This window comes from Flavonifractor sp. An82 (assembly GCF_002159265.1).
Lineage (GTDB): Bacteria > Bacillota > Clostridia > Oscillospirales > Oscillospiraceae > Flavonifractor.
This window is the reverse complement of sequence record NZ_NFHG01000002.1, coordinates 188,568-209,773: the sequence shown is the minus strand read 5'-3', so window position 1 is coordinate 209,773 and position 21,206 is coordinate 188,568. Positions and strand designations below refer to the sequence as shown.

19 protein-coding genes and 5 tRNA genes are annotated in these 21,206 nt (G+C 57.4%); 11 read left to right on the top strand and 13 right to left on the bottom strand.

Going from position 1 to position 21,206, the window contains the following annotated elements; translation table 11 throughout:
- Positions 1 to 69: 69 nt before the first annotated feature.
- Complete coding sequence (locus B5G34_RS04665) at positions 70 to 1,065, bottom strand: tRNA nucleotidyltransferase (RefSeq protein ID WP_087334717.1); 996 nt, start codon at positions 1,063 to 1,065, stop codon at positions 70 to 72.
- A gap of 107 nt (positions 1,066 to 1,172) precedes the next feature.
- Here B5G34_RS04665 and murC point away from each other — a divergent pair, with 107 nt between their 5' ends.
- Positions 1,173 to 2,543 (top strand): UDP-N-acetylmuramate--L-alanine ligase, encoded by a 1,371-nt coding sequence (murC, locus tag B5G34_RS04660; RefSeq protein ID WP_087334716.1) that lies wholly within the window; start codon positions 1,173 to 1,175, stop codon positions 2,541 to 2,543.
- A gap of 145 nt (positions 2,544 to 2,688) precedes the next feature.
- The gene (locus B5G34_RS04655) at positions 2,689 to 3,090 is read left to right on the top strand and encodes a hotdog fold domain-containing protein (protein WP_087188213.1); all 402 of its coding nucleotides are present in this window, start codon (positions 2,689 to 2,691) and stop codon (positions 3,088 to 3,090) included.
- 58 nt (positions 3,091 to 3,148) lie between these two features.
- Here the strand turns inward: B5G34_RS04655 and B5G34_RS04650 are convergent, their stop codons facing one another.
- Positions 3,149 to 4,519 (bottom strand): MATE family efflux transporter, encoded by a 1,371-nt coding sequence (locus B5G34_RS04650; RefSeq protein WP_087334714.1) that lies wholly within the window; start codon positions 4,517 to 4,519, stop codon positions 3,149 to 3,151.
- A gap of 210 nt (positions 4,520 to 4,729) precedes the next feature.
- Between B5G34_RS04650 and clpB the strand changes: the two genes are divergently transcribed.
- Positions 4,730 to 7,363: an ATP-dependent chaperone ClpB gene (clpB, locus tag B5G34_RS04645; protein WP_087334713.1), complete on the top strand. Its 2,634-nt coding sequence runs from the start codon at positions 4,730 to 4,732 to the stop codon at positions 7,361 to 7,363.
- A 46-nt stretch (positions 7,364 to 7,409) separates the two neighbouring features.
- On the opposite strand, the gene B5G34_RS04640 is transcribed toward clpB, so the two are convergent.
- Positions 7,410 to 8,072: an HD domain-containing protein gene (locus tag B5G34_RS04640; protein ID WP_087334711.1), complete on the bottom strand. Its 663-nt coding sequence runs from the start codon at positions 8,070 to 8,072 to the stop codon at positions 7,410 to 7,412.
- Positions 8,073 to 8,248: 176 nt separating this feature from the next.
- Between B5G34_RS04640 and B5G34_RS04635 the strand changes: the two genes are divergently transcribed.
- From B5G34_RS04635 to B5G34_RS19070, 7 genes are all read left to right on the top strand, one after another.
- Positions 8,249 to 8,322: transfer RNA gene (locus B5G34_RS04635), tRNA-Gly, on the top strand.
- Positions 8,323 to 8,325: 3 nt separating this feature from the next.
- Positions 8,326 to 8,402, top strand: a tRNA-Arg gene (locus B5G34_RS04630).
- Between the two features lie 35 nt (positions 8,403 to 8,437).
- Positions 8,438 to 8,513 (top strand) — tRNA-His (locus B5G34_RS04625).
- A 63-nt stretch (positions 8,514 to 8,576) separates the two neighbouring features.
- Positions 8,577 to 8,651, top strand: a tRNA-Gln gene (locus B5G34_RS04620).
- A gap of 3 nt (positions 8,652 to 8,654) precedes the next feature.
- Positions 8,655 to 8,730: transfer RNA gene (locus B5G34_RS04615), tRNA-Lys, on the top strand.
- A gap of 339 nt (positions 8,731 to 9,069) precedes the next feature.
- A complete protein-coding gene (locus B5G34_RS04610) occupies positions 9,070 to 9,744 on the top strand; it encodes a hypothetical protein (RefSeq protein WP_204245906.1) in 675 nt (224 codons plus the stop codon).
- Between the two features lie 71 nt (positions 9,745 to 9,815).
- A complete protein-coding gene (locus B5G34_RS19070) occupies positions 9,816 to 10,496 on the top strand; it encodes a hypothetical protein (protein WP_162609412.1) in 681 nt (226 codons plus the stop codon).
- Here the strand turns inward: B5G34_RS19070 and B5G34_RS04605 are convergent.
- The 10 genes from B5G34_RS04605 to B5G34_RS04560 all read right to left on the bottom strand — a co-directional run bounded on the left by B5G34_RS04605 (position 10,411) and on the right by B5G34_RS04560 (position 20,373).
- The gene (locus tag B5G34_RS04605; protein WP_242956835.1) at positions 10,411 to 10,761 is read right to left on the bottom strand and encodes an MptD family putative ECF transporter S component; all 351 of its coding nucleotides are present in this window, start codon (positions 10,759 to 10,761) and stop codon (positions 10,411 to 10,413) included. The genes B5G34_RS19070 and B5G34_RS04605 overlap by 86 nt on opposite strands.
- 130 nt (positions 10,762 to 10,891) lie before the next feature.
- Positions 10,892 to 11,878 carry an AraC family transcriptional regulator gene (locus B5G34_RS04600; RefSeq protein WP_087334709.1) on the bottom strand — a complete coding sequence of 329 codons (987 nt, stop codon included), beginning with the start codon at positions 11,876 to 11,878 and terminating at the stop codon, positions 10,892 to 10,894.
- Between the two features lie 33 nt (positions 11,879 to 11,911).
- Entirely contained in the window at positions 11,912 to 12,718 is an 807-nt protein-coding gene (locus B5G34_RS04595) for a class I SAM-dependent methyltransferase (protein WP_087334707.1), read from the bottom strand.
- Between the two features lie 24 nt (positions 12,719 to 12,742).
- Positions 12,743 to 13,558 carry a class I SAM-dependent methyltransferase gene (locus tag B5G34_RS04590; RefSeq protein WP_087334705.1) on the bottom strand — a complete coding sequence of 272 codons (816 nt, stop codon included), beginning with the start codon at positions 13,556 to 13,558 and terminating at the stop codon, positions 12,743 to 12,745.
- Between the two features lie 41 nt (positions 13,559 to 13,599).
- On the bottom strand, positions 13,600 to 14,310 hold the full coding sequence (locus B5G34_RS04585; protein ID WP_087334703.1) for a class I SAM-dependent methyltransferase: 711 nt from the start codon (positions 14,308 to 14,310) through the stop codon (positions 13,600 to 13,602).
- A 270-nt stretch (positions 14,311 to 14,580) separates the two neighbouring features.
- Positions 14,581 to 15,096, bottom strand: a complete 516-nt coding sequence (locus B5G34_RS04580; RefSeq protein ID WP_040646834.1) for a hypothetical protein — start codon at positions 15,094 to 15,096, stop codon at positions 14,581 to 14,583.
- Between the two features lie 61 nt (positions 15,097 to 15,157).
- Positions 15,158 to 16,003, bottom strand: coding sequence for a class I SAM-dependent methyltransferase (locus B5G34_RS04575; protein ID WP_087334701.1), 846 nt, complete (start codon positions 16,001 to 16,003; stop codon positions 15,158 to 15,160).
- Between the two features lie 192 nt (positions 16,004 to 16,195).
- Positions 16,196 to 17,926 (bottom strand): ABC transporter ATP-binding protein, encoded by a 1,731-nt coding sequence (locus B5G34_RS04570; protein WP_087334698.1) that lies wholly within the window; start codon positions 17,924 to 17,926, stop codon positions 16,196 to 16,198.
- The gene (locus tag B5G34_RS04565) at positions 17,923 to 19,668 is read right to left on the bottom strand and encodes an ABC transporter ATP-binding protein (protein WP_087334697.1); all 1,746 of its coding nucleotides are present in this window, start codon (positions 19,666 to 19,668) and stop codon (positions 17,923 to 17,925) included. The genes B5G34_RS04570 and B5G34_RS04565 overlap by 4 nt, the downstream gene beginning before the upstream one ends.
- A gap of 75 nt (positions 19,669 to 19,743) precedes the next feature.
- On the bottom strand, positions 19,744 to 20,373 hold the full coding sequence (locus tag B5G34_RS04560; protein ID WP_006572684.1) for a TetR/AcrR family transcriptional regulator: 630 nt from the start codon (positions 20,371 to 20,373) through the stop codon (positions 19,744 to 19,746).
- Positions 20,374 to 20,539: 166 nt separating this feature from the next.
- Here B5G34_RS04560 and B5G34_RS04555 point away from each other — a divergent pair, with 166 nt between their 5' ends.
- The gene (locus B5G34_RS04555) at positions 20,540 to 21,160 is read left to right on the top strand and encodes a TetR/AcrR family transcriptional regulator (RefSeq protein WP_087334695.1); all 621 of its coding nucleotides are present in this window, start codon (positions 20,540 to 20,542) and stop codon (positions 21,158 to 21,160) included.
- The last annotated feature ends 46 nt before the right edge of the window (positions 21,161 to 21,206 follow it).

Here is a 21,206-nt window from a genome sequence, read left to right as displayed (position 1 = left end):
GTCCAATTTCGGCTTTGCGCTCAATTTATACGCAGTTAATTTGTACAATATGCCAACATTCTAAACCGCTCAGTCTGTTTTTTGCAGCAATTCCAGCAGCTTCTCCCGCCGGTTGTCCTCCGGGTGCTCCAGCACATGGAGGGCCAGCCTGCGCTGGGCAGCGCCGATCTCCCTCCCCCGCAGTCCCATGGCCGCCAGTTCTCCACCGGACAGGGCCAGACGGTGCAAAACTTCCTCCTCCGGATGGCGTACACCCCGGCGCAGGGCCCGCTCCACCGGCAGCGTTTCCAGGGGAAAGCCCGTTTCTCCGCAAAAGGCACGCCACCGGGGAATGGGTTCCGGGGGCACAGCCCCCAATTTATCCAGATCCGGACAATCCGTCACCGGCCACAGGTGGGCCAGCAGGCCCCAGCGGATCAGATCCCCCGCTCGCTCCGGGTGGGGTGAGAGCAGGGTCTTCTCCAACTCCGCCTTGATCCGCTCCCCGGATACCTGGCTCACCCGCCCGGCATTCCTCAGAATGGCCCTCCCGGTCTCGGGCTCAATGGCAAAGCCCAGCTGGGCGGCAAACCGCACCGCCCGCAGCATCCGCAGCGCATCCTCTCCGAACCGCCGGTCGGGCTCCCCCACGCACCGGATCAGGCCCTCCCGCAGATCTGCCTGCCCGCCGAAGGGGTCCACCACTTCCCCCTGCTCCCCCAGAGCCATGGCATTGATGGTGAAATCCCGGCGGGCCAGATCCTCGGTCAGCCCTACGTCAAAGGTCACCGCGTCGGGATGCCGTCCGTCGGCGTAGCCCCCCTCCCGGCGGAAGGTGGTCACCTCTACCGGTCCGTCCTCCGTCAGAACGGTGACCGTCCCATGCTGAATCCCGGTGGGGATGGCCCGTTCAAACAGGTCCATGACCTGCTCCGGCCGGGCGGAGGTGCACACGTCATAGTCCCCCGGCCTCCGCCCCAGCAGCAGGTCCCGGACGCAGCCTCCCACCGGATGGGCGGCCTGCCCCACCCGCCGCAGGACCTCCAGACAGCGGTTTACCCCCGCCGGTATGGGCCATTTCCCCATTTTCTCCACCTCCTCCGGTATGTTTGGCTTGCCATTTACCTATAATGGACTATAATATAGTGTTGACCTTTTATCATTATAATCTGTAGAAAAGGGTGTGTAAACCCATGACCAATTCCAATATTCACGACTATCTGACCCCCGGCCGTACCGCCCATCTGGTGGGCATCGGCGGCGTCTCCATGTCGCCTCTGGCCGAAGTGCTCCACAAGATGGGGGTCAAAATCACCGGCTCGGATATGAACGACAGCGCCACGGTGGAGCACCTCCGCTCCCTGGGCATTCCTGTGGCCATCGGCCACCGGGCGGAGAACGTGCAGGGCGCCGACCTCATCATCCGCACCGCTGCCGTCCACGATGACAATCCGGAGATCGCCCAGGCCCACGCCCAGGGCATCCCTGTCTTTGAGCGGGCCCAGGCCTGGGGCTCCATTATGCGGGGCTACAAAAACGCCCTGTGCATCTCGGGCACCCACGGCAAAACCACCACCACCTCCATGTGCACCCACATCATCATGGCCGCCCAGATGGACCCCACCGTCATGATCGGCGGCACCCTGCCTCTGCTGGGGTCGGGCTACCGGGTGGGCCACGGGGACACCATCATTCTGGAGAGCTGCGAGTACTGCAACTCCTTCCTCTCCTTCTTCCCCACCGTGGCGGTCATCCTCAACATTGAGGCGGACCACCTTGACTTCTTCAAGGACCTGGACGACGTGGAGCACTCCTTCCGGGCCTTTGCCGACCGGGTACCGGAAAACGGCGTCATCGTGGCCAATGCCGACGACGCCAACACCATGCACACCCTGAAGGGGGAGACCCGTCCCATCCTCACCTTCGGTCTGGAGGAGGGCGACGTTCACGCCGCCAACCTGACCTGGAACCGTGGTCTGCCCACCTTTGATATCATCTACCGGGGCGAGGTCTTTACCCGGGTGGGTCTGCGGGTCCCCGGCGAGCACAATGTGAAAAACGCCCTGGCCGCCGCCGCCGCCGCTATCTCCCTGGCGGTCTCTCCCAAGGCGGTGAGCGAGGGTCTCAACGCCTTCCGGGGCGCAGGCCGCCGCTTTGAGCATAAGGGCACCTACCACGGCGCCGAGGTCTTTGACGACTACGCCCACCACCCCGGCGAGCTCCAGGCCCTGCTGGCCGCCGCCCGCACCCTGGGCTATGAGCGGATCATCTGCGCCTTCCAGCCCCACACCTATACCCGCACCAAGGCCCTCTTCGATGATTTTGTCAAGGTCCTCCGCCAGCCCGACATCACCCTGCTGGCCGAGATCTACGCCGCCCGTGAGACCAACGAGCTGGGCATCTCCTCCCAGGATCTGGCCGACCAGATCCCCGGCAGCATCTACTGCCCCACCCTGGCCGATGTGACCGACAAGCTGAAGGAGCTGGCCCGGCCCGGCGATCTGATCCTCACGGTGGGGGCCGGCAATATCTATACCGCTGGTGAGTCCCTCCTGCAGGGCTGACGATCTCTTTTGCTCGCTAAAGTAAAAAATGGATTATACCACAAATTTCCGCTGTTGACAAGGCTGATAAAGAGACGTACAATGTCTTTAGTATCCTGTCCCTTTTGTTCTCTTTTCACAAATATGAATAAGGAGTGGAATCGACATGGAAGAGAAAAAGTACACCTCGATGATCCGCCTGCGGATGTCCGCCAAGGACGCTCACTACGGCGGAAATCTGGTGGATGGCGCCCATATGGTACATCTGTTTGGCGACGTGGCCACCGAGCTGCTGATCCAGTGTGATGGCGACGAGGGCCTGTTCTGCGCCTACAACAACATTGAGTTCAAGGCGCCTGTTTACGCCGGTGATTTTATCGAGGCGTATGGTGAGATCACTCACATCGGCAACACCTCCCGCAAGATGAAGTTCGAGGCCCGCAAGGTTGCGGTGCCCCGCCCCGACATCAGCGACTCCGCTGCCGATTTCCTGGATGAGCCCATCGTGGTGGCCATCGCTGAGGGCACCTGCGTGACCCCCAAGAAGTGCCAGCGCAAGGAGCATTGATCCCCCCTTTCCTGTAAAAAAACCGCCGTGAAGCGTGGCTTCACGGCGGTTTTTTGTTTCAGTGTCCGGCGGGCGTTCCACACCGCTCGGCCAGGATGCGGGGGAAGAAGCGAAGGAACAGGATGGAGGTGACCGTGGCTGCAATGGCGTCGGCAATGGGCTCGGACAGGAAGGTGGCCTCTGCCGACACCAGGGCGGGCAGCAGCAGCAGGCAGGCCAGGAACACCGACTTACGGAACAGGGAGCAGAACAGGGCCAGCCGCACATGGCCCAGGGCGGTGGTCTCGTCCACCAGGGGATACTGGATGGCCAGGGGCAGGATCATGGCGGTAAAGACCTTGATGTAGCCCACCGACCGGTCGATGAGCTCCGGGTTCTGGGTAAACAGCCCCACAAACACCGGCGACAGGGTATAAGTCACCACCGTCATCAGACCACAGAAGGTAAGGCACAGCCCCACGATGGACTTCATGGCCCGCTTGATGCGCCCGGCATTGCCCGCTCCGTAGTTGAAGCTGATCACCGGCTGGGTACCCAGGGTCAGACCGCCCATAGGCATGGTGATGAGCAGCAGATAGCTCTGTACGATGGTGGCGCAGGTCACCAGGGTGTCTCCCAGCTCCGGGCCGCCGTAGCGCTGGAGCACGGTGTTGAGCACGATGAGCAGCACGCTGTCGGTGGCAATGATGAGGAAGGGGGACAGGCCGAAGGTGACGATGCGCATCATGATGCGCTTGTCAAAGCCGCCCCACTTCAGACGCACCGGCATCTTTTTGCGCAGCAGGGAGCAGAGCACAAAGGCACAGGAGGCCATCTGGGAGATCACTGTAGCCAGGGCGGCTCCGGCCACGTCCAGCTTCAGGCCGAAAATAAAGATGGGGTCCAGCACGATATTGAGCACCGCCCCCAGCATGACGGTGGCCATGCCCAGCCCGGAAAAGCCCTGGGCAATGAGGAAGCTGTTCATACCGGTGGCCATCAGGGCAAAAAAGGTTCCGGCGGTGTAGATAGTCAGATAGGTATCGGCGTAACCGAAGGTAGCCGGGCTGGCGCCGAACCACTGGAGCAAATGCCCTTTCAGCAGCAGAAATAGCCCCGTCAGCCCCACCGACAGCACCAGCAGCATGAAAAAGCTGTTGGACAGCACCCGGCTGGCCTCCTTCTGGTTGCCCTCCCCCATGCGCATGGCCAGAATGGGGGAACCACCCAGGCCCACCAGAGAGGCAAAGGAACTGAGCAGGGTGACGATGGGGCCGCACACACCCACTCCTGCCAGAGCCAGATCTCCGATCTGGGGAATGTTGCCGATATAAATGCGGTCTACGATACTATATAATACGCTGACCAGCTGGGCCAGCATAGTGGGAATGGCCAGCTTGCACACCAGGCGAAAAACCGGGTCGTTCCCCAAGTCGTTGGTCCGTCTCATGTCTCTCCTCCTTCAGGCAATCCACGGCATTATACCTCTTTTTTCTTCACTCGTAAAGGGGGTAAGCGCAAGCGATCCCTCCCCTACACGAAGGGTTTAGCACTCTCATGATATGAGTGCTAAAAATTCACACTCCGTTCATGATTTTTGGGGTACAGGGGACTATACTGAGGACAAACAAAAAGCTGCCCCTTGAAAGGAGTGTTTTTTATGAATGCACAGAAGTATACCCAGAAATCTCTGGAGGCCGTTCAGGCTGCCCAGAGTCTGGCTACCGAATATGGCAACCAGCAGATCGAGCAGCCCCATCTGCTGCTGGCACTGCTCAGCGACGAGGCCGGCCTGATCCCCCAGCTGCTGGGGAACATGGGCCTCACCGTGCCCTCCTTCACCGCCGCCGCCAAGGCGGAGGTGGAGAAGCTGCCCCGGGTGTCCGGCTCCGGCCGGGAGCAGGGCAAAATCTATGTGGCCCAGGACGTGGATAAGTGCCTGAACACCGCCGAGTCCATTGCCGCCTCCATGAAGGACGAGTACGTCTCGGTGGAGCACCTGCTGCTGGCCCTGATCGACACCGCCAACCGGGAACTGAAAGAACTCTTCCGCACTTATAATGTCACCAAGGAAGGGGTACTTCAGGCCCTTACTGCCGTCCGGGGCAACCAGCGGGTCACCTCCGACAACCCGGAGGAGACCTACAACGCTCTGAAGAAGTACGGCTCCGATCTGGTGGAACGGGCCCGGCAGAACAAGCTGGACCCGGTCATCGGCCGTGACGACGAGATCCGCAACGTGATCCGCATCCTGAGCCGCAAGAGCAAGAACAACCCCGTGCTCATCGGCGAGCCCGGCGTGGGCAAAACTGCCATCGCCGAGGGCCTGGCCCAGCGGATCGTCAAGGGCGATGTGCCCGGCTCCCTGAAGGACAAGACCATCTTTGCCCTGGATATGGGCTCCCTGATCGCAGGCGCCAAATACCGGGGCGAGTTTGAGGAGCGTCTGAAGGCTGTCCTCAACGAGGTCAAAAAGTCCGAGGGCCGCATTATCCTCTTTATCGACGAGCTGCACACCATTGTGGGCGCCGGCAAGACCGAGGGCGCCATGGACGCCGGTAACCTCCTGAAGCCCATGCTGGCCCGTGGTGAGCTCCACTGCATCGGCGCCACCACCCTCAACGAGTACCGCCAGTATATCGAGAAGGACGCCGCCCTGGAGCGACGGTTCCAGCCCGTCATGGTCAACGAGCCCACAGTGGAGGACACCATTGCCATCCTCCGTGGTCTGAAGGAGCGCTACGAGGTGTTCCACGGCGTGAAGATCCAGGACGGGGCCATCATCGCCGCCGCCACCCTGTCCGACCGCTATATCACCGACCGTTTCCTGCCCGACAAGGCCATCGACCTTATTGACGAGGCCTGCGCCATGATCCGCACCGAGATCGACTCCATGCCCACCGAGCTGGACATCATCCAGCGGAAAATCATCCAGCACGAAATCGAGGAGGCCGCCCTGAAGAAGGAGGACGACGCCCTGTCCCGTGAGCACCTGGCCGAGATCCAGAAGGAGCTGGCCGAGATGCGGGACGAGTTTAACGCCAAGAAGGCCCAGTGGGAGAATGAGAAGAACGCCATCGGCAAGGTCCAGAAGCTGCGGGAGGACCTGGAGGCCGCCAACGCCGAACTGGAGAAGGCTCAGCGGCAGTACGACCTGAATAAGGCCGCCGAGCTGCAGTATGGCCGCATCCCCGAGCTGCGCAAGCAACTGGAGGCGGAGGAGGCCATCGCCAACGAGAGCAAGGCCAGAAGCCTGCTGCGGGACAAGGTCACCGAGGAGGAGATCGCCCGCATCATCGAGCGCTGGACCGGCATCCCCGTGGCCAAGCTGATGGAGGGCGAGCGGGAGAAGCTGCTCCACCTGGAGGATATCCTTCACCAGCGGGTAGTGGGCCAGGACGAGGCCGTGCGCCTTGTCAGCGAGGCCATCCTGCGCAGCCGGGCCGGCATTGCCGACCCCGACCGGCCTATCGGCTCCTTCCTGTTCCTGGGCCCCACCGGCGTGGGCAAGACCGAGCTGGCCAAGACCCTGGCCGAGGCCCTGTTCGACAGCGAGAAGAATATGGTGCGTATCGATATGAGCGAATACATGGAGAAGTTCTCCGTGTCCCGCCTTATCGGCGCCCCTCCGGGATATGTGGGCTATGAGGAGGGCGGTCAGCTCACCGAGGCCGTCCGCCGCCACCCCTACTCGGTGGTCCTCTTCGACGAGGTGGAGAAGGCCCATCCCGACGTGTTCAACATTCTGCTTCAGGTGCTGGACGACGGCCGCATCACCGACAGCCAGGGCCGCACCGTGGACTTCAAGAACACCATTATCATCCTGACCTCCAACCTGGGCTCCCAGTACCTGCTGGAGGGCATCGATGCCAATGGCGAGATCACCGAGGAGGCCAAGAGCGCCGTGCAGGAGCTGCTGCGTCACTCCTTCCGGCCTGAGTTCCTGAACCGTCTGGATGAGATCGTGTTCTACAAGCCTCTTACCAAGGACAACATCACCCACATCATCGACCTGCTGGTGGGCGAGCTCAACCGCCGTCTGGAGGAGAAGCAGCTGAAGGTGGTCCTCACGGAGGAAGCCAAGCGCTTCATCATCGACAGCGCCTACGATCCCGCCTTCGGTGCCCGGCCCCTGCGCCGCTTCGTGCAGCACGGGGTGGAGACCCTCATCAGCCGGAAGATCATTGCCGACCAGGTCCAGCCCGGCGACACCCTCACCGTGGACTGCGTGGGCGGCGAGCTAACCGTGGATGCCAAAAGCGTCCTCTCCGGCCAGGTGGTGGACCAACCCTAAATAAAAAACAGCGGATGGGGATTTCCCCATCCGCTGTTTTTTGCTCTCACAGCAAGGCCAGTCCGTTGATCACCAGCTTGAACTGCAGACCCAGGTACTCCGCTGCCCGGCGGCATAGGAGCATACGCTCCAGGAAGATCTCAAAATAATCCATCACCGCGCAGAATTCCGTATTGATGGTCAGGGTGAGCGTGAAGGTCCCGGCGGCCCGGTCCAGGGCCAGGTCGGAGCGCTCAGCGGCGTAGTTCACCCGGTCGTGGATGTCAAAGCTCTGGTGCTCCTTGTTGCGTACCCGGCTGCGGCGCACATCGGTCTTATCCGCCAGAATCAGGGCAGCCGCCACCGGATTCACCGGGAAGGCGGTGGCGTCGTCGTGGTGACCGATGGCGGTGATCACCGCCGCCACATCCGCCGGCTCCATCCCCATCTTGTCCAGAATACGAAAGGCCATCACTGCCCCGGTCTGGGCGTGGTCATGGCGGTTGACCACATTGCCGATGTCATGCATGAAGCCGGCAATCCGTGCCAGCTCCTGCTGGTGAGCGTCAAAGCCCATCTGGTCCAGAATGTCCGCCGCCACCTGGGCGCAGCGGGTCACATGGGCAAAGCTGTGCTCGGTAAAGCCCAGGGCCAGCAGAGACTGGTCGGCCTGGGTAATATAGGTGCGAATCTCCTCCGACTCCCGCACCATTGGAAACGTAACGCGCATTTTTTCCGCTCCTTTCCGGCGGCGTGACCGCCTGTTTCATCATAGCCAAGGCGCTGTCTCTTTTCAAGCCTCCCCTGATCAATTTCTTTTTTATTCTTTGTAAAAAAGCGTTGACAAACCGCCCGCCATATGCTACTATATTCTGGCTGACGTACTTAGTGGTGGTCAGCGCCCATGCGGGTGTAGTTCAATGGTAGAATCCCAGCCTTCCAAGCTGGTCGCGTGGGTTCGATTCCCATCACCCGCTCCATACGCGCCTGTAGCTCAGGTGGATAGAGCAACTGCCTTCTAAGCAGTGGGTCAGGGGTTCGAGTCCCTTCAGGCGTGCCATCGTCTCCCTGTGTGAGACGCGAATCAGTTCTATGGTGGATGTAGTTCAGTTGGTAGAGCATCGGATTGTGGTTCCGAGTGTCGCGGGTTCGAGTCCCGTCATCCACCCCATAAAACGCATGGCGGAAGGGCCGGAGCGTCCGCTCCGGCCCCTTTGCTATTAACCAGCTATGTTGGGGTGTAGCCAAGTGGTAAGGCACGGGACTTTGACTCCCGCATTCGCTGGTTCGAGCCCAGCCATCCCAGCCATATGACTCGTTAGCTCAGTCGGCAGAGCAACTGCCTTTTAAGCAGTGGGTCCGGGGTTCGAATCCCCGACGGGTCACCATAAAATCAAAACGGTATAGATGCCACTGGCGAAAAGCCAGTGGCATCTACCGTTTCCGGGCTTTTTTCGCTCAGAAATTTACGAATGAATCCATAGATGCCAACCACTGTTTCCCCCTAACTGGTGGGATTCGAACCCCCTTTTTTCGGTGATTGGCAAATCCGAAACCATGTGGCGCCCTTTTTGAAGCGGTTATTTTCAAAAAGGGCGCTATTTTTCTATCAATAGAATACACAAAATTTGAGGCGTCAATTTGTTGGTCACGACGGGCCATCGAATTGGCGCCCTTTTTGTTTTCAGACAAATTCAAAAAGGGCACTGAATGTCAGGAGGTAGTAAATGAACCGAGAACAGTTTTTTCAGGAGCTTCGCACCGCTCTCCACCGCGAGGGATTCACTCCGCAGCCGGAACAGGATGAATTGCTTCCTGTGGAGTGGGATGGTCTCCCTCTCTGCCGGATCACAGCGGACGGAGGCGTTCGCTACTGGCAGGAGGATGTAGCGATGCCGGAACGGGAACGGGCCTGTGAGCGAGCCACCGATCTGGCCTGCACCGTGCGGGAGTACATGACGCTGCTTGAACAGGCTCCGCCCCTGCAAGCCCAAAGCCTGACTGGTGACTACCGCCTGCTGGCTGACTTCAATGGAGCCGTGCTGGCTGCCCATCCCACCCGGCTTGGCGTCCAATTCGTCACATGGGACTGGAGCTTCGACCGCACAGGTCTCAATCAGGGCAATTACTTTCAGGAAAACTATGTAGGTGCCAAGCAGGACTTCGCCATCCGCGCCGGCCTCATTTCCAAACAGCAAATCTTCAATCAGGAACAGCTTATCGAAATCTACCGGTGCTGCTCTGACACCTTAGACGCTGGTTTTGATTTGACTGCCGAGCAGGAAAAGTGCATCCGGGGCATTCAGGAGCAGATTGCCATTGCAGCTCCCGATGCTCTGGATCGCATAAGGGAGCAGGAGCAGCACCTCATGGAACCCTATAACCAAGAACCGATCATGTAATATTCAAGCGCCGGAGTTTTAGAAATAAGACTCCGGCGCTTTTTTGCTTTACTGAAAGGAGCACACCACTAATGACACGCTACTTCATGCGGGATACACCGCTGTGCCAGATGGAACAGCAGATGATGACCCCGCCCTATTTTAAGCCCAGAGGCCATGGCCGATACTATCCCGGTTTCCAATATAGCAGAGATGACATGGAGTGCCCATACTGCATGAACTTCAGACGCAATCATCCCTGCCCTTTGGAGCAGTGTGTCTGTCTGGATGAACGGATCGTGGCCGGTGCGATTGACCTCAACGAGTTTGTCAGGGATTGCTTCTTCCCTGAAGCGGGAGTGCAGCTTCAGGCCCGCTTAGAGAGGAGTTTCAATGGCTGCTCCATTGGATTTTTCCTGAGAGATAGTCATCGGGAGCGTTGGCAGCACTGGCGTGCGCGCTGCTATCGAATGTCAGGCCGTAATCTGGCCGCGCTGTTTCTCCTCACGGCGTATGGGGACATCTGGCGCAGGATGATCTGGAAGTTTGATGCCAGTGGGTTTGACTTCCAATCTGTCCAGCTCGCCGGCATCCAACCGGAGCTGTACAGTGTTTATCAGGCGGCCAAAGCCATCTCCACCGGCAGCCGCAATATCACTCTTGCCGATCTCGCATCCCCCGAATTGGTCACAGATGAGGCGTTCCACCTGATTGTCTGCGCTCTGCTTCTGGCCAAGTACGGAGATGCGATTTTGAATTTTGAAGGAAAGTAAGATAGCCGTTACCGAAGAACACCATAATCAGGCCAATCAGGAAACCCATGATTGCGGTCATCCCGAATTTTTTAGCCTTTGTAACATACAGCATATAAGGGATGCCGCCAATCAAAGGGCACAGCACCGCCATCAGCGGAATAAAAATGGGAATAAAGCCAATCATCGCCACCAACATAACAATGACGACATAGATAACGGTGTAGATGCCGATGGTGATTAAGTCTTTTCCCTCAAGCCGGGAAGTTTTTTTCTGGGAACTCATACCAGTCTCCTCCTTATCTCTGAGAAAATGAAAATATGGTGCAGTTAGCATTACCTAACCGCACCACATAGAATATCAGTTATCGTAGACTAATCCAACCCAAAACCTACCCGTTTTGACCCAAAAACAGTCAGGCTTCTTTTTTTGTGCTATCGAACCGGCTTTCTCGGTAATTTTTTGGCGCCACTCCATATCTCTTTTTGAAGGCGGCTGCAAAATTACTGGCTTTCCCATATCCGACTATCGTAGCAACCTCACTTACATTCCAGTTGCCTTCCAAAAGCAACTGTGCCGCCTGTGCCAAACGCTGCTCTATAATATATTGATGGATCGGCATACCGTAGAATGATGAGAACCCGCGTGTCAACTTCGTCATGCTCAAGTGTACCATACGAGATAATTCCTCACACGAAGGAGCAAATGCAAGCTGACCGTCTATAATTCTCTTGGCTTCCATAATGGCGGTCCTCTCAGTCCGAGACATCGAAATATCGTTGCCCATCAGGATGTCCAATTCAAGCACTTCGCTTAAATAAATAGAAAGCAGTTCCAGCAGCTTGCCATCTAAATATAAATAGCCAAGACCGCCGCGATACTGTGTGAACCGGCTTGTCTCCGCTAAAATTTGCTCCATAACGGGTGTTACCGGGACTTTAGAAATCCCGTTAAGAAGTTTCTTTTCATAAGCAGTTACTTCCTGCCCGTCAAAGTAATCTGCAAGAAGGCGAGAAAAATAGGAAACAGGGATTTTTATGCTCTTGAATAAGAAATTGCTGTCTTTTTTGTAGCAAATGTATTCTGTACCCCCGTGCCCAGCATAAATACAGGACTCATTCTTTTGAATAGAGACAGAACGCCGTTCATCCATGATGCCCCAGGAAATTCCGTCATTCAGGCAGAAAATAATTTGCATATACTCCTTGCTGACACATCCCTGCACATTCATATCAGAGCGGTAGTTTAATTCCCAATCAGAAAGAATCACCCCATGCTTAATTTTTGTTTGAGTAATACGTCCGCTCCCTAATTCATTGGGGATATCCAAAGCAATAGTTTGTGGAGAATTGGAAAGCAAATCATTATAGAGTTGATTGAGGTAACAATTATCATAGATCATGGGGAGATTTCACCTCTTTTCACATAAAAATTTCTATAACTTCAACTGTACCATCTTCACCATACCGAACCGGTCTGAAACCGCCATGCTGACCTTAGTGGACAGCTTCAATCCGGTTCGGGGGATATGGCGGTAATAAGGCTCCTCAGCCAGCACCCTGACCCCGCTGCCGATTTTTCCGGCCAGCACCGATGCGGAATCCACATAGAAGAACATCTGCGCATCCCCGTGGCCCACTTGCTTCATGTACTTTTTTCGCATCATGGCCATACCGCTTTTACTCACGGAGTCAAAGACGATTTCAATCTCTCCAAACCCCGTGAGCATCCGCAGGAGGCCCACAACCTTGCTTTCCTCAAAATAGTGGAACAGGCCTCCGGCGGTGACCAGAATAGGAGCATCCGGCACATCGGCACGGATCTGCCTGATCCAGTCCTCAGCAAAGGCATCTCCGGCAAGATAGGTCTCCCGCTCCGGCTCCGGCAGCAGCTCTCGCCGGTACTCCACCACATGGGGCAAATCCACGGCATACCAGCGCGACCTTCCGTTGTCGCAGCGGGAATATGTCGTCTCCAGACCGCAGCCGAGCTGAACGACCACGCCGTTCGACCTGTGCTCCAGAAACGCCCGGATGTACCGATCCATATTGGCGGACCGGGCGGCGGAGGCCAGCAGAGTATACTGGCTCTGTCCGTCCTGCTCCGGCAGGCTGGAAGGCAGTTTCTTTTTCAGTTCCAGCGCCTTTGGATCGTACAGGATCTGCGGGCAGTACTCGCTGGCATAGATCCTGCCCAGCATGGGGACAAACAGCGTGTCCTCTACAACACCCAACTTGGACATGATCAACCCTCCTATTTGGACGAATTACTTTCTGCCCACAAGCAGCCGGGAAGAGCCCAGCATCATCATGGCAGCCCGGCGGTGGGAGCCGAAGGCTTCTTCTGCGGTATCAATGAGCCGGACGTCCTGATAGCCCATCTCCCGCAGTTTTTGGGCAAAGACATCCATATCGCCGTACAGCTTGGGCTTCATGTCATCATTCAGAGCAAAGACGCCGCCTTTTTTCAGCACCCGCAGGCTCTCCAGCAACAGTTTGTGCATATCGGCTCCCATGACATTGTGGTAGACATAGTTGCTGATGACCGCGTCAAAACTCTCATCGGGGAAATCCAGATGATTGGCGTCACCATGCCGGAACACACACCGGGAGGTCACGCCTTCACTTGCGGCGTTTTTCTCACAGAGGGCCTTGCTGTAATTGTAAACAGCTCCCCAGTAGTCCATGCCAGTGACCTTTGACTCCGGCCAGGTCAGGGCCGCACGAATCGACAGGGCTCCGGAGCCGCAGCCGACTTCCAAGAGACTGCCCTGGCCGTCATAGTCCAGATGAGAGAGAACGACCCGGTGAACCTGTTCCATGATCCCGCCGCCGCCAAAGGCATACTGGCGCCTGATCCATGTGATCCAGACCAGCAGGGCTGCCAGCGCCGCCGTAACAACTGAGAGCAGAACGCCGAGAGCTGTGATGTGGAACACCGAAAAGGAGAGTATGGCCAAAACCACGGCCAGAGCCGTAATGCCGCCGATAATATAGAACACGGGATTGGACATCCAGCTCCCGTAGTCTTCGCCGTGACTGCCGAGACGAATTTCTGCTTGTTGATTACGCTTTTGCTGCATTTGATTTTCCTCCTGTTGTTCAATATTTGTGTACAATTCGTTTACGGGTGTTTCTCCTTCGCCTTCCGGCAGACAAAAGAGGCTATGCTCTGAACGGTGCGGACCTTTGTCGGCCCGAATGTTTCCTCCAGACGATGCCGCAGGCTCTCCGCCGTCTCAAAGGGCGGGGTGAACCAGCCCTTTGGCACATACAGCCTGCGGATTAGCCAGTCCGTGCGGCGGTTTTGTCCCCGCACATAGAAGCAGCCGCAGAAAACTCCGCCGGGCCGCAGTACACGAAAGATCTCCCGCCAGGCGGCCTCCTTGTCCGGAAACGCATGAAAGCCGTTGAGTGAGAGTACGATGTCGAAACTGCCGTCCCCAAAAGGCAGCCCCCCAACATCCCCCTGCTGAAAACGCACATGGGAAAGTCCCTCACCCCGGCATTTTGCCCGTTCCAGCATCTCCAGCGAGTAATCCAGGCAGGTGATCTCCGCCTCCGGCATTTCCCGGTAGAGGGGCATGGTCAGGATACCGGTACCCACGGGGACTTCCAGCAGACTCCCGGAAAACCCCTCCGGTATCCCGGCAAGGGCGGCGCAAAGGTAGTCCCGGGTTTCCGCCCGGCCCATTCCCCATACCAGGCGGCATACCGCCCGGCCTGACAGGGTGGAACAGGTGATCATGCCATCATAAAATGTCCGTTTGCCTCCCAATCCCCGGTAGGCGTTTTGAATCCGCTCTTCTTGTCCCTTTTTTTCACCTTCACTCACTCAAGCACCCAGCGCCACATCCAGCGTCATCATGAGGGCAGAGCTGGTACCAAACAGTGCGGGCCCCACATTGGAGCGCTTTTTCACTGATATCTTCGGAATCATGTCATCGAATGCCGCTGAAAGCCACACTCTTCATTCATCTTTTTTCCCTTCCTCCAGCGGCCCCTCTGGGGGTATGGGAAACAATTTTTGTACCCCATCATCTTGACTGCCGGACTGATGATTTGAAAAGGAGCAGTCATGCGGCACATCTTGTTTTCTTACCGTTCACCAAAATATATCGATGAGCAGCCCCAGCCCTGCCTGGGCTGCCGCCAGGATGGGACACATCAAAAACGGCCACTGGAGCAGGTGCTCCGGCAGAGCGTAGTCCTTCATCCAGGCGTTGAACCTGTAGCCGGGGTGCCCTTCGGTCCCCGGAATGATAAACCGTCTTTTCGCCTTCCTCTGAACCAGCCAAAAATCCAGAAAGAACAGGTCGCAGAAATTGACCATCATCCACTGGATATACCCGGTCAGAGCCAGAGGCCAGAACCCTGTTGTCCCACCCTCCATGGTACTGACCGCGCCATAAAGCAGAAGGGGCAGCAGCTCCCCAAAACAGATCCAAATCCAGTAAAAGCGGTTTTCCGCACTGGTGGGCGGATCTTTTGCCGCCTTGATGATGGCGGGCGGATAACCGGGGAACATCAGCCGAGGCTTATACAGCGCCACCAGTCCGGCAAACAGGTTAAAGTAGGCCGCCATAGCGAACCCGTCCAAAACGGTGCGCGTCCAGTTCATACACATCCCCTATCACGATCATCTGCTCGTATTCTGGGTGGAAAAAATCGGTTAGGTATCATCATTCTGCAAAGTCAATCCGGACGATCTGGAGGCGCATCGGTCCGTCGGCCAGCTTCGCCAGCAGCCGGTGGACGGGGCGAACCGCCGGATCATGAAGCGATTGATAGCCCAGCATATAGCCCCGGCTGGAAACAGAAAACAGCGGCGACCAGGGCTCCAGCTCCCCCTTGGCGTCCTTGACGGAGAAATAGGCCCCCACATCCCGGATGCCCGCCTGCTTCACCCAGGTTTTCAGCATCAGCCGGACAGCCGTTTGCCCGGCCGCGTCAAAGACCAGCCGCCCTCCTGGGAAGCGTTTTGCGATGCCTGTGACCAGAGCTTTCACCTCTTCTGTCGTGAAGTAATAGAAGACTCCGGCGGCAAACAGCACCACCCCATCATCAAGATCATTGCGGACGGCATCCATCCAGCGCGGGTCTTTCAGATCAAAGGTCAGGTTTTTCTCCCGCTCTCCGGGCGGAAGCAGGCGATCCCGCAGTTCAATCACATCCGGCAGGTCGATATTCCAGATGCTGCACCGGCCGTTGTCACAGGCCCGCCCGGTGTTGTCCAGACCGCAGCCCAGATTGATGACGGCCGCTCTGGGATGGGCATTCAGATAGTCCCGCACCTCCCAGGCGAGGTCATTCTGGCGCATGGCGACCTCCAGCGCGCCGAAGGTCTGCATCAGACCGTTTGCCCGCCGCTCCAAAGGGGAGAAGTCGTAGTCCACCTTCTCCATCAGTATGGCCGCCGCGGCATCCTGATACAGTCCGGGGAACCGCCGCGAGAAGATCCACCGGCCATACAGCGGGATGATGAGCGTCTCCTGCACGGAGTCCTTCTCGATTTTGTACTTCTCCATAGGCCCTCCTCAAAAGACACGGTACTCTACGCTTGATTATAGTTAGCAAACGCTAACCAGTCAAGTGATTTTCCATTTTCAGTATCAATTGCCCCTTCAAGCGCAATCTCCCGGACACAACAAGAGTGCCGCCGCCGGAATATATCCGGTGGCGGCACTCCTCTTTTCATGATGGTTTGGGCGTTCCTCCTCTCAGAGCTTCCACTGGCCGGACTCTTTACGGCCAGATACGAACGCTTGATACAGGCCCTCCTGGGCCATGAGCTGGCTGTGGGTGCCCCGCTGAACGATCTGTCCGCCGTCCAGCACCAGGATCTGATCCGCATTGCGGACCGTCTTCAGCCGGTGAGCGATCATCAGGATAGTCTTATCCCGGGTCAGAGCTTCGATGGCCTTTTGCAGTCGGTCCTCATTCTCCGGGTCTACATTGGCGGTGGCTTCATCCAGAATCACGATGGGAGCATCCTTCAGGATAGCCCGGGCGATGGAGATTCGCTGCTTTTCGCCGCCGGAAAGACTGGAGCCACCTTCGCCGATGACGGTGTCATAACCTTGGGGCAGGGTGAGAATGAAGTCGTGGCAACAGGCTTTCTTCGCCGCGGCCACCACTTCCTCGTGGGTGGCATTTGGGCATCCAAACTTGATGTTGTTTTCCACCGTGTCGGCAAAGAGATAGACCTTCTGGAATACCATGGAGATCTGATCCATCAGGCCCTCCAGGGTATAGTCCTTCACATTCTGACCGCCCACCAGGACGGCGCCGCTCTCCACATCCCAGAACCGGGCGATGAGATTGCACAGCGTGGTTTTCCCGGAGCCGCTGGGGCCCACGATGGCGGTGGTGGTTCTGTCCGGGATGGCGAAGGATACATCCCGCAGGATAGGCCGCTGGTCATAAGAGAACGAAACATGGTCGAAGGTAATGCCGTGCTCCCTGGGCGTGCCGGCCCGACCGGTCTCTGCCAGCTGGGGCATGGCGTCCGTCTCATCGGCATGGGCCATGCAGCTGCTGACGATACGCAGCAGGGACATGCCGCTGCCCGCCGAGGAGATCTGAGCAAAGACCAGGAAGGACATGATGACCACCATCAGAGCGTTGGCCAGAATCATCGTTCCGGAGAGATAGAACCATACCGCCGCAAGCATCATGGCCACGCTTCCCAGCTGGAGCGCGATCCCCTGCGCCATAATATAAGGGGTGAACATCTTTTCGATGTTCAGGTTGCTGCGGCAGTTGTATTCCAGTGCTTCCTGCAAGGTGCGGTCACCCCGTCCGGTGAGGTTGAAGGACTTCACCACGCTCATGCCCTGCACATACTCCAGCACCGCCTCCACCAACTTGGCCTCGGACTTCTGACGGTGCGGGGCGAGGGCGGCGGATTTTTGCTCCATGGCCGAGGTGATGAACAAATAAACTGCTGTGGCCGCCACCACAATGAGACCGATCCGCCAGTCAAAAATCAGGATCATCACCGTAAAGACCAGAGCGTTGAGCATCCCGCCCAGCATGGTCACCAACACCATGGGGGCCACAGTCTCCACATTGTCCAGTACAGTAGTGCAGACCCCGGTGAGCTCTCCCAGGCTGTTGTCGTTGAAGTAGCCCATGGGGACGGATTTCATCCGCTGCCCGATGGCCACGCGCTTATTGGCCGCCATGAAGTACCCGGCGTGGGTCTGCTGGAGTTGGGAGAAATACTTGGTCACGGCGCTGCCCAGAATACTGACTGCCAACAGACCCAGCGCCTGCCACGCCGTGGCAGGGCCGGTTTTTCCATCCAGCAGAGCCAGGATGGTGTAGTAGATGGCGGCAATCTCAAACATATGGAATACCGCATTGAAAAAGCAGGCGATCACCGAGCGCCGGATGTTGCGCTGTTCCTCACCGGCAAACCGCCAGATACCTCTGAATGTCTCGATCATACCGTTTCTCCCTCCTTTGCGCCCATGTGAGCCTGCCACAGATCGGCGTACAACGGACAATGGCGCAGCAGGTCTTCATGCCTGCCCTGTGCCTCGATGCTTCCATCCTTCACCACCACGATCTGATCCGCGCCGGTGATGGTGGACAGGCGGTGGGCAATGACGATGACCGTCTTACCCTCCACCAGTTTTGCCACTGCCCGCTGGACCACTGCTTCATTCTCCGGATCAATGTAGGCGGTGGCCTCGTCCAGAATCACCACGGGGGCGTTTTTCAGCATAGCCTGGGCGATGGCGATACGCTGCCGCTCTCCTCCGGAGAGATGGGCGCCTCCGCCGCCCACCCGGGTGTCATAGCCATGCTCCAACTGGCGGATGAAACCGTCGCATCCGGCGGATTTGGCGACTTGTTCCACTTCTTGATCCGTGGCATTTACCCGGCCCATGCGGATATTTTCCCGGATGGTATCGTCAAAGAGGTAATTGTCCTGAGAAACAAAGGCCACTTGGTCGTAGAGTTGTTCCAGCGGGATACGGCTTTCCTCCACGCCGCCCAGGGTGATGCGGCCCTCGGTCACATCCCAGAAACCGGCGATGAGCTTGGCAATGGTGGACTTGCCCGAACCGGAGGGTCCAACCAAAGCGGTGAGGCTGCCGGCCGGAATGGTGAGGGAGATGTTGTGGAGGATCTCCTTGTCCTGGGCATATCCAAAGGAAACATGATCCAAGGCGATATCCGGTCTTCCCAGCTGTGCCGGCTGTGTTCCGTGATCCTGCTCCGGCTTCAGGAGGATCTCGTCCACCGAGCCTACGATGGTACCTACCTTGGCAAGATTATCCACAAAGCCCATGGCGGCAATGAGAGGTCCCACAATACTCAAGGACAGGATGATGGTGGTGAGAAATACCTCTGCGGACAAGCTGCCGTCCGTGTAGAAGATCCAGCCCACAGGCAGCACCGTAATAAGGGTGGTGGGCGCGATGGCATAGGCCAGCGCCATTCCAAACTGGCATTTCTTCATCCAGTTGTAGTAGTAGGCAGCATTGGCTCGTACCCGGGAGGAGAACTTCTCATAGGAGTTCTTTCCCTGATTGAAAGCCTTGATGACCTCAATGCCGCCGATGTACTCCACAATGGTCTCGTTCATGGCCTGGGTCGTCTCCACCGCACCCTGATAGTCCTTGCCATAGCTGCCCATGATGGCCATCATAAAAGCCATGCCCACAGGAATGGACACCAGACTCAGCAATGCCATGCGCCAGTCCAGCGTAAACAGATACACGAGAACGCATACCGGCGCCAGCAGATTGGAGGTCATCTCCGGCAGCAGGTGGGCCAGTGTCGTCTCCATACTCTCCACCTGATCTACCACGATCTGTTTGAGCCGTCCGCTGGAGGTGTCCAGAATGTCTCCCAAGGGTAAGCGGGGCATTTTGGACAGAACCATCTTCCGGATGTCCCGCAGGATCTGGAAGGTGGCCTTGTGGGAGAGGGAGAGCGCCAGATTGTAAAGCAGAGTTTTGGCCAGATAGCCACCAAGGGCCACCATGCACCACAGAAGATAGAAGTTCCAGTCCCGCTGCCCGGTGAGAAGCGCTACCAGGATACGCCCTGCCGAGAGATACGGCAGCAGACCCAGCAGGACACCCGCCACCGCGCAGAAGATGGCGGCAATCAGGCCACCGTGATGTTCCCTGCCCAGCTGCCACAGCCGCAGCAGCGGGCTTTGTGTTTGCTGCATAAATAAGCCCCCTTTAGTTAGTTATTGCTAACCTTTGGTTCTATGAAAAGGCCGCCGGAAAAGCGGCCTTTTGCACTACCGGAAGTTTTCGGGATGAAAGATCGTCTCAAATCCTGCCATGTGATAGCGGTTGAGCTGGCGGACATAGTGGAGCGCCCGGGCCTTATCCATGCGGTGCCGCACCGGCTCAAACATTCCGTTGAAGTAGGCGGTGGTAACGATATGGATCAAGTCCTCGGTGACCTGACCGGAGCGGACGCTCTCACAGCCGATGACCTCCATGTATTTGTAGGTGTAACTGACTTCGATCTCCACCAACTCGTCAATATAGTGGGCGTATTCCGTCCCGGCGGCCCGGCGGAGCAGCAGTTCAAACTCCGGCAGGTGCTCATAGATGTAGTCAAACAGTCCCTCCTGGGCATGGGCGGTGTAACGCCCCATCTCCTCCTGCTGGGTTGGGCCGTCAAACTGGTGAAAAGACTCCTGAATCTCCAAAAAACGGCGCTTCAGTTCTCCCGCGGCAGGCTCCACCAGGGCCCGGAACAATCCCGCCTTGTCAGTAAAGCGGGTATAGATGGAGCCGGTGCTGGTTCCCGCCGCTTTGGCGATGTCCCGCAGGGAGGCCAGAGCAAAGCCTTTTTCCAAAAATTCCTGACGGGCGCAGCGGAGTACATTTTCATAGACCCCTTCGATCTGCTTTGCCATGGTATCGCCTCACAATTCAAAACAGTGTTTTATAACGATATTTTGAATATACAACCAAAGAGCGAGTTTGTCAAGAGAGGATTTCCCCTTGACAGGGGCAGAAAGGGATGCTATATTGATAATTAGATTATCGGTAATCAAATTATCATTTGTCGGGAGGGGTGTTATGGCAAGACCGGATACTTCCATCGACCCTCGGATCATGGACAGTGCCAGAGAGGAGTTCCTGGCGCTTGGCTTTGAGAGGGCTTCCCTGAAATCCATCTGCCAGCGAGCGGGTGTGACAACCGGGGCTCTTTATAAGCGTTACGCCGGAAAAGAGGAACTGTTTCGCGCTGTGGTGGCGGATACGGTGGCGGATTTGGATGCTGTTTATGAGGAGCGGACGGCGGTGCCGGCATCCGCCCTCTCCGACGAAGACCTGATCCGGGCGTGGTATATGGATGAGGAATACATGCTGTGGTGGTTCCGCTTTCTCAATGAGCGGCGGGATGGCTTTGTGCTGCTGCTCACCGGAGCGGAGGGCACCGCTTACGCCAACTTCCAGCACGACTGGGTGGAGAAAATGACGGAAGGCACCTGGACCTACTACGCCGAGGCCAGACGCCGGGGCTTGTGTACTGTGGATATGACGCAGGAGGAGCTCCATGTAGTCCTGTCCGCCTTCTGGACCACCATTTACGAGCCCTTTATCCACGCCTCCGCCTGGCCAGAGATCCAGCGCCACTGCACTTTGGTCTGCCGTCTCTTTAACTGGTACGCTGCCCTGGGATTCCCCAAGGGATGAAAAACGCCTCTGCGGAGGCTTTTTTCTCGCTAATAAGTTAGCAATA

What these genes read in the sequence shown, in the direction of transcription:
- B5G34_RS04665 (WP_087334717.1), bottom strand. Translation starts at nt 1,065, where the DNA reads ATGGGGAAATGGCCCATACCGGCGGGGGTAAACCGCTGTCTGGAGGTC.
- murC (WP_087334716.1), top strand. Translation starts at nt 1,173, where the DNA reads ATGACCAATTCCAATATTCACGACTATCTGACCCCCGGCCGTACCGCC.
- B5G34_RS04655 (WP_087188213.1), top strand. Translation starts at nt 2,689, where the DNA reads ATGGAAGAGAAAAAGTACACCTCGATGATCCGCCTGCGGATGTCCGCC.
- B5G34_RS04650 (WP_087334714.1), bottom strand. Translation starts at nt 4,519, where the DNA reads ATGAGACGGACCAACGACTTGGGGAACGACCCGGTTTTTCGCCTGGTG.
- clpB (WP_087334713.1), top strand. Translation starts at nt 4,730, where the DNA reads ATGAATGCACAGAAGTATACCCAGAAATCTCTGGAGGCCGTTCAGGCT.
- B5G34_RS04640 (WP_087334711.1), bottom strand. Translation starts at nt 8,072, where the DNA reads ATGCGCGTTACGTTTCCAATGGTGCGGGAGTCGGAGGAGATTCGCACC.
- B5G34_RS04610 (WP_204245906.1), top strand. Translation starts at nt 9,070, where the DNA reads ATGAACCGAGAACAGTTTTTTCAGGAGCTTCGCACCGCTCTCCACCGC.
- B5G34_RS19070 (WP_162609412.1), top strand. Translation starts at nt 9,816, where the DNA reads ATGACACGCTACTTCATGCGGGATACACCGCTGTGCCAGATGGAACAG.
- B5G34_RS04605 (WP_242956835.1), bottom strand. Translation starts at nt 10,761, where the DNA reads ATGAGTTCCCAGAAAAAAACTTCCCGGCTTGAGGGAAAAGACTTAATC.
- B5G34_RS04600 (WP_087334709.1), bottom strand. Translation starts at nt 11,878, where the DNA reads ATGATCTATGATAATTGTTACCTCAATCAACTCTATAATGATTTGCTT.
- B5G34_RS04595 (WP_087334707.1), bottom strand. Translation starts at nt 12,718, where the DNA reads ATGTCCAAGTTGGGTGTTGTAGAGGACACGCTGTTTGTCCCCATGCTG.
- B5G34_RS04590 (WP_087334705.1), bottom strand. Translation starts at nt 13,558, where the DNA reads ATGCAGCAAAAGCGTAATCAACAAGCAGAAATTCGTCTCGGCAGTCAC.
- B5G34_RS04580 (WP_040646834.1), bottom strand. Translation starts at nt 15,096, where the DNA reads ATGAACTGGACGCGCACCGTTTTGGACGGGTTCGCTATGGCGGCCTAC.
- B5G34_RS04575 (WP_087334701.1), bottom strand. Translation starts at nt 16,003, where the DNA reads ATGGAGAAGTACAAAATCGAGAAGGACTCCGTGCAGGAGACGCTCATC.
- B5G34_RS04570 (WP_087334698.1), bottom strand. Translation starts at nt 17,926, where the DNA reads ATGATCGAGACATTCAGAGGTATCTGGCGGTTTGCCGGTGAGGAACAG.
- B5G34_RS04565 (WP_087334697.1), bottom strand. Translation starts at nt 19,668, where the DNA reads ATGCAGCAAACACAAAGCCCGCTGCTGCGGCTGTGGCAGCTGGGCAGG.
- B5G34_RS04560 (WP_006572684.1), bottom strand. Translation starts at nt 20,373, where the DNA reads ATGGCAAAGCAGATCGAAGGGGTCTATGAAAATGTACTCCGCTGCGCC.
- B5G34_RS04555 (WP_087334695.1), top strand. Translation starts at nt 20,540, where the DNA reads ATGGCAAGACCGGATACTTCCATCGACCCTCGGATCATGGACAGTGCC.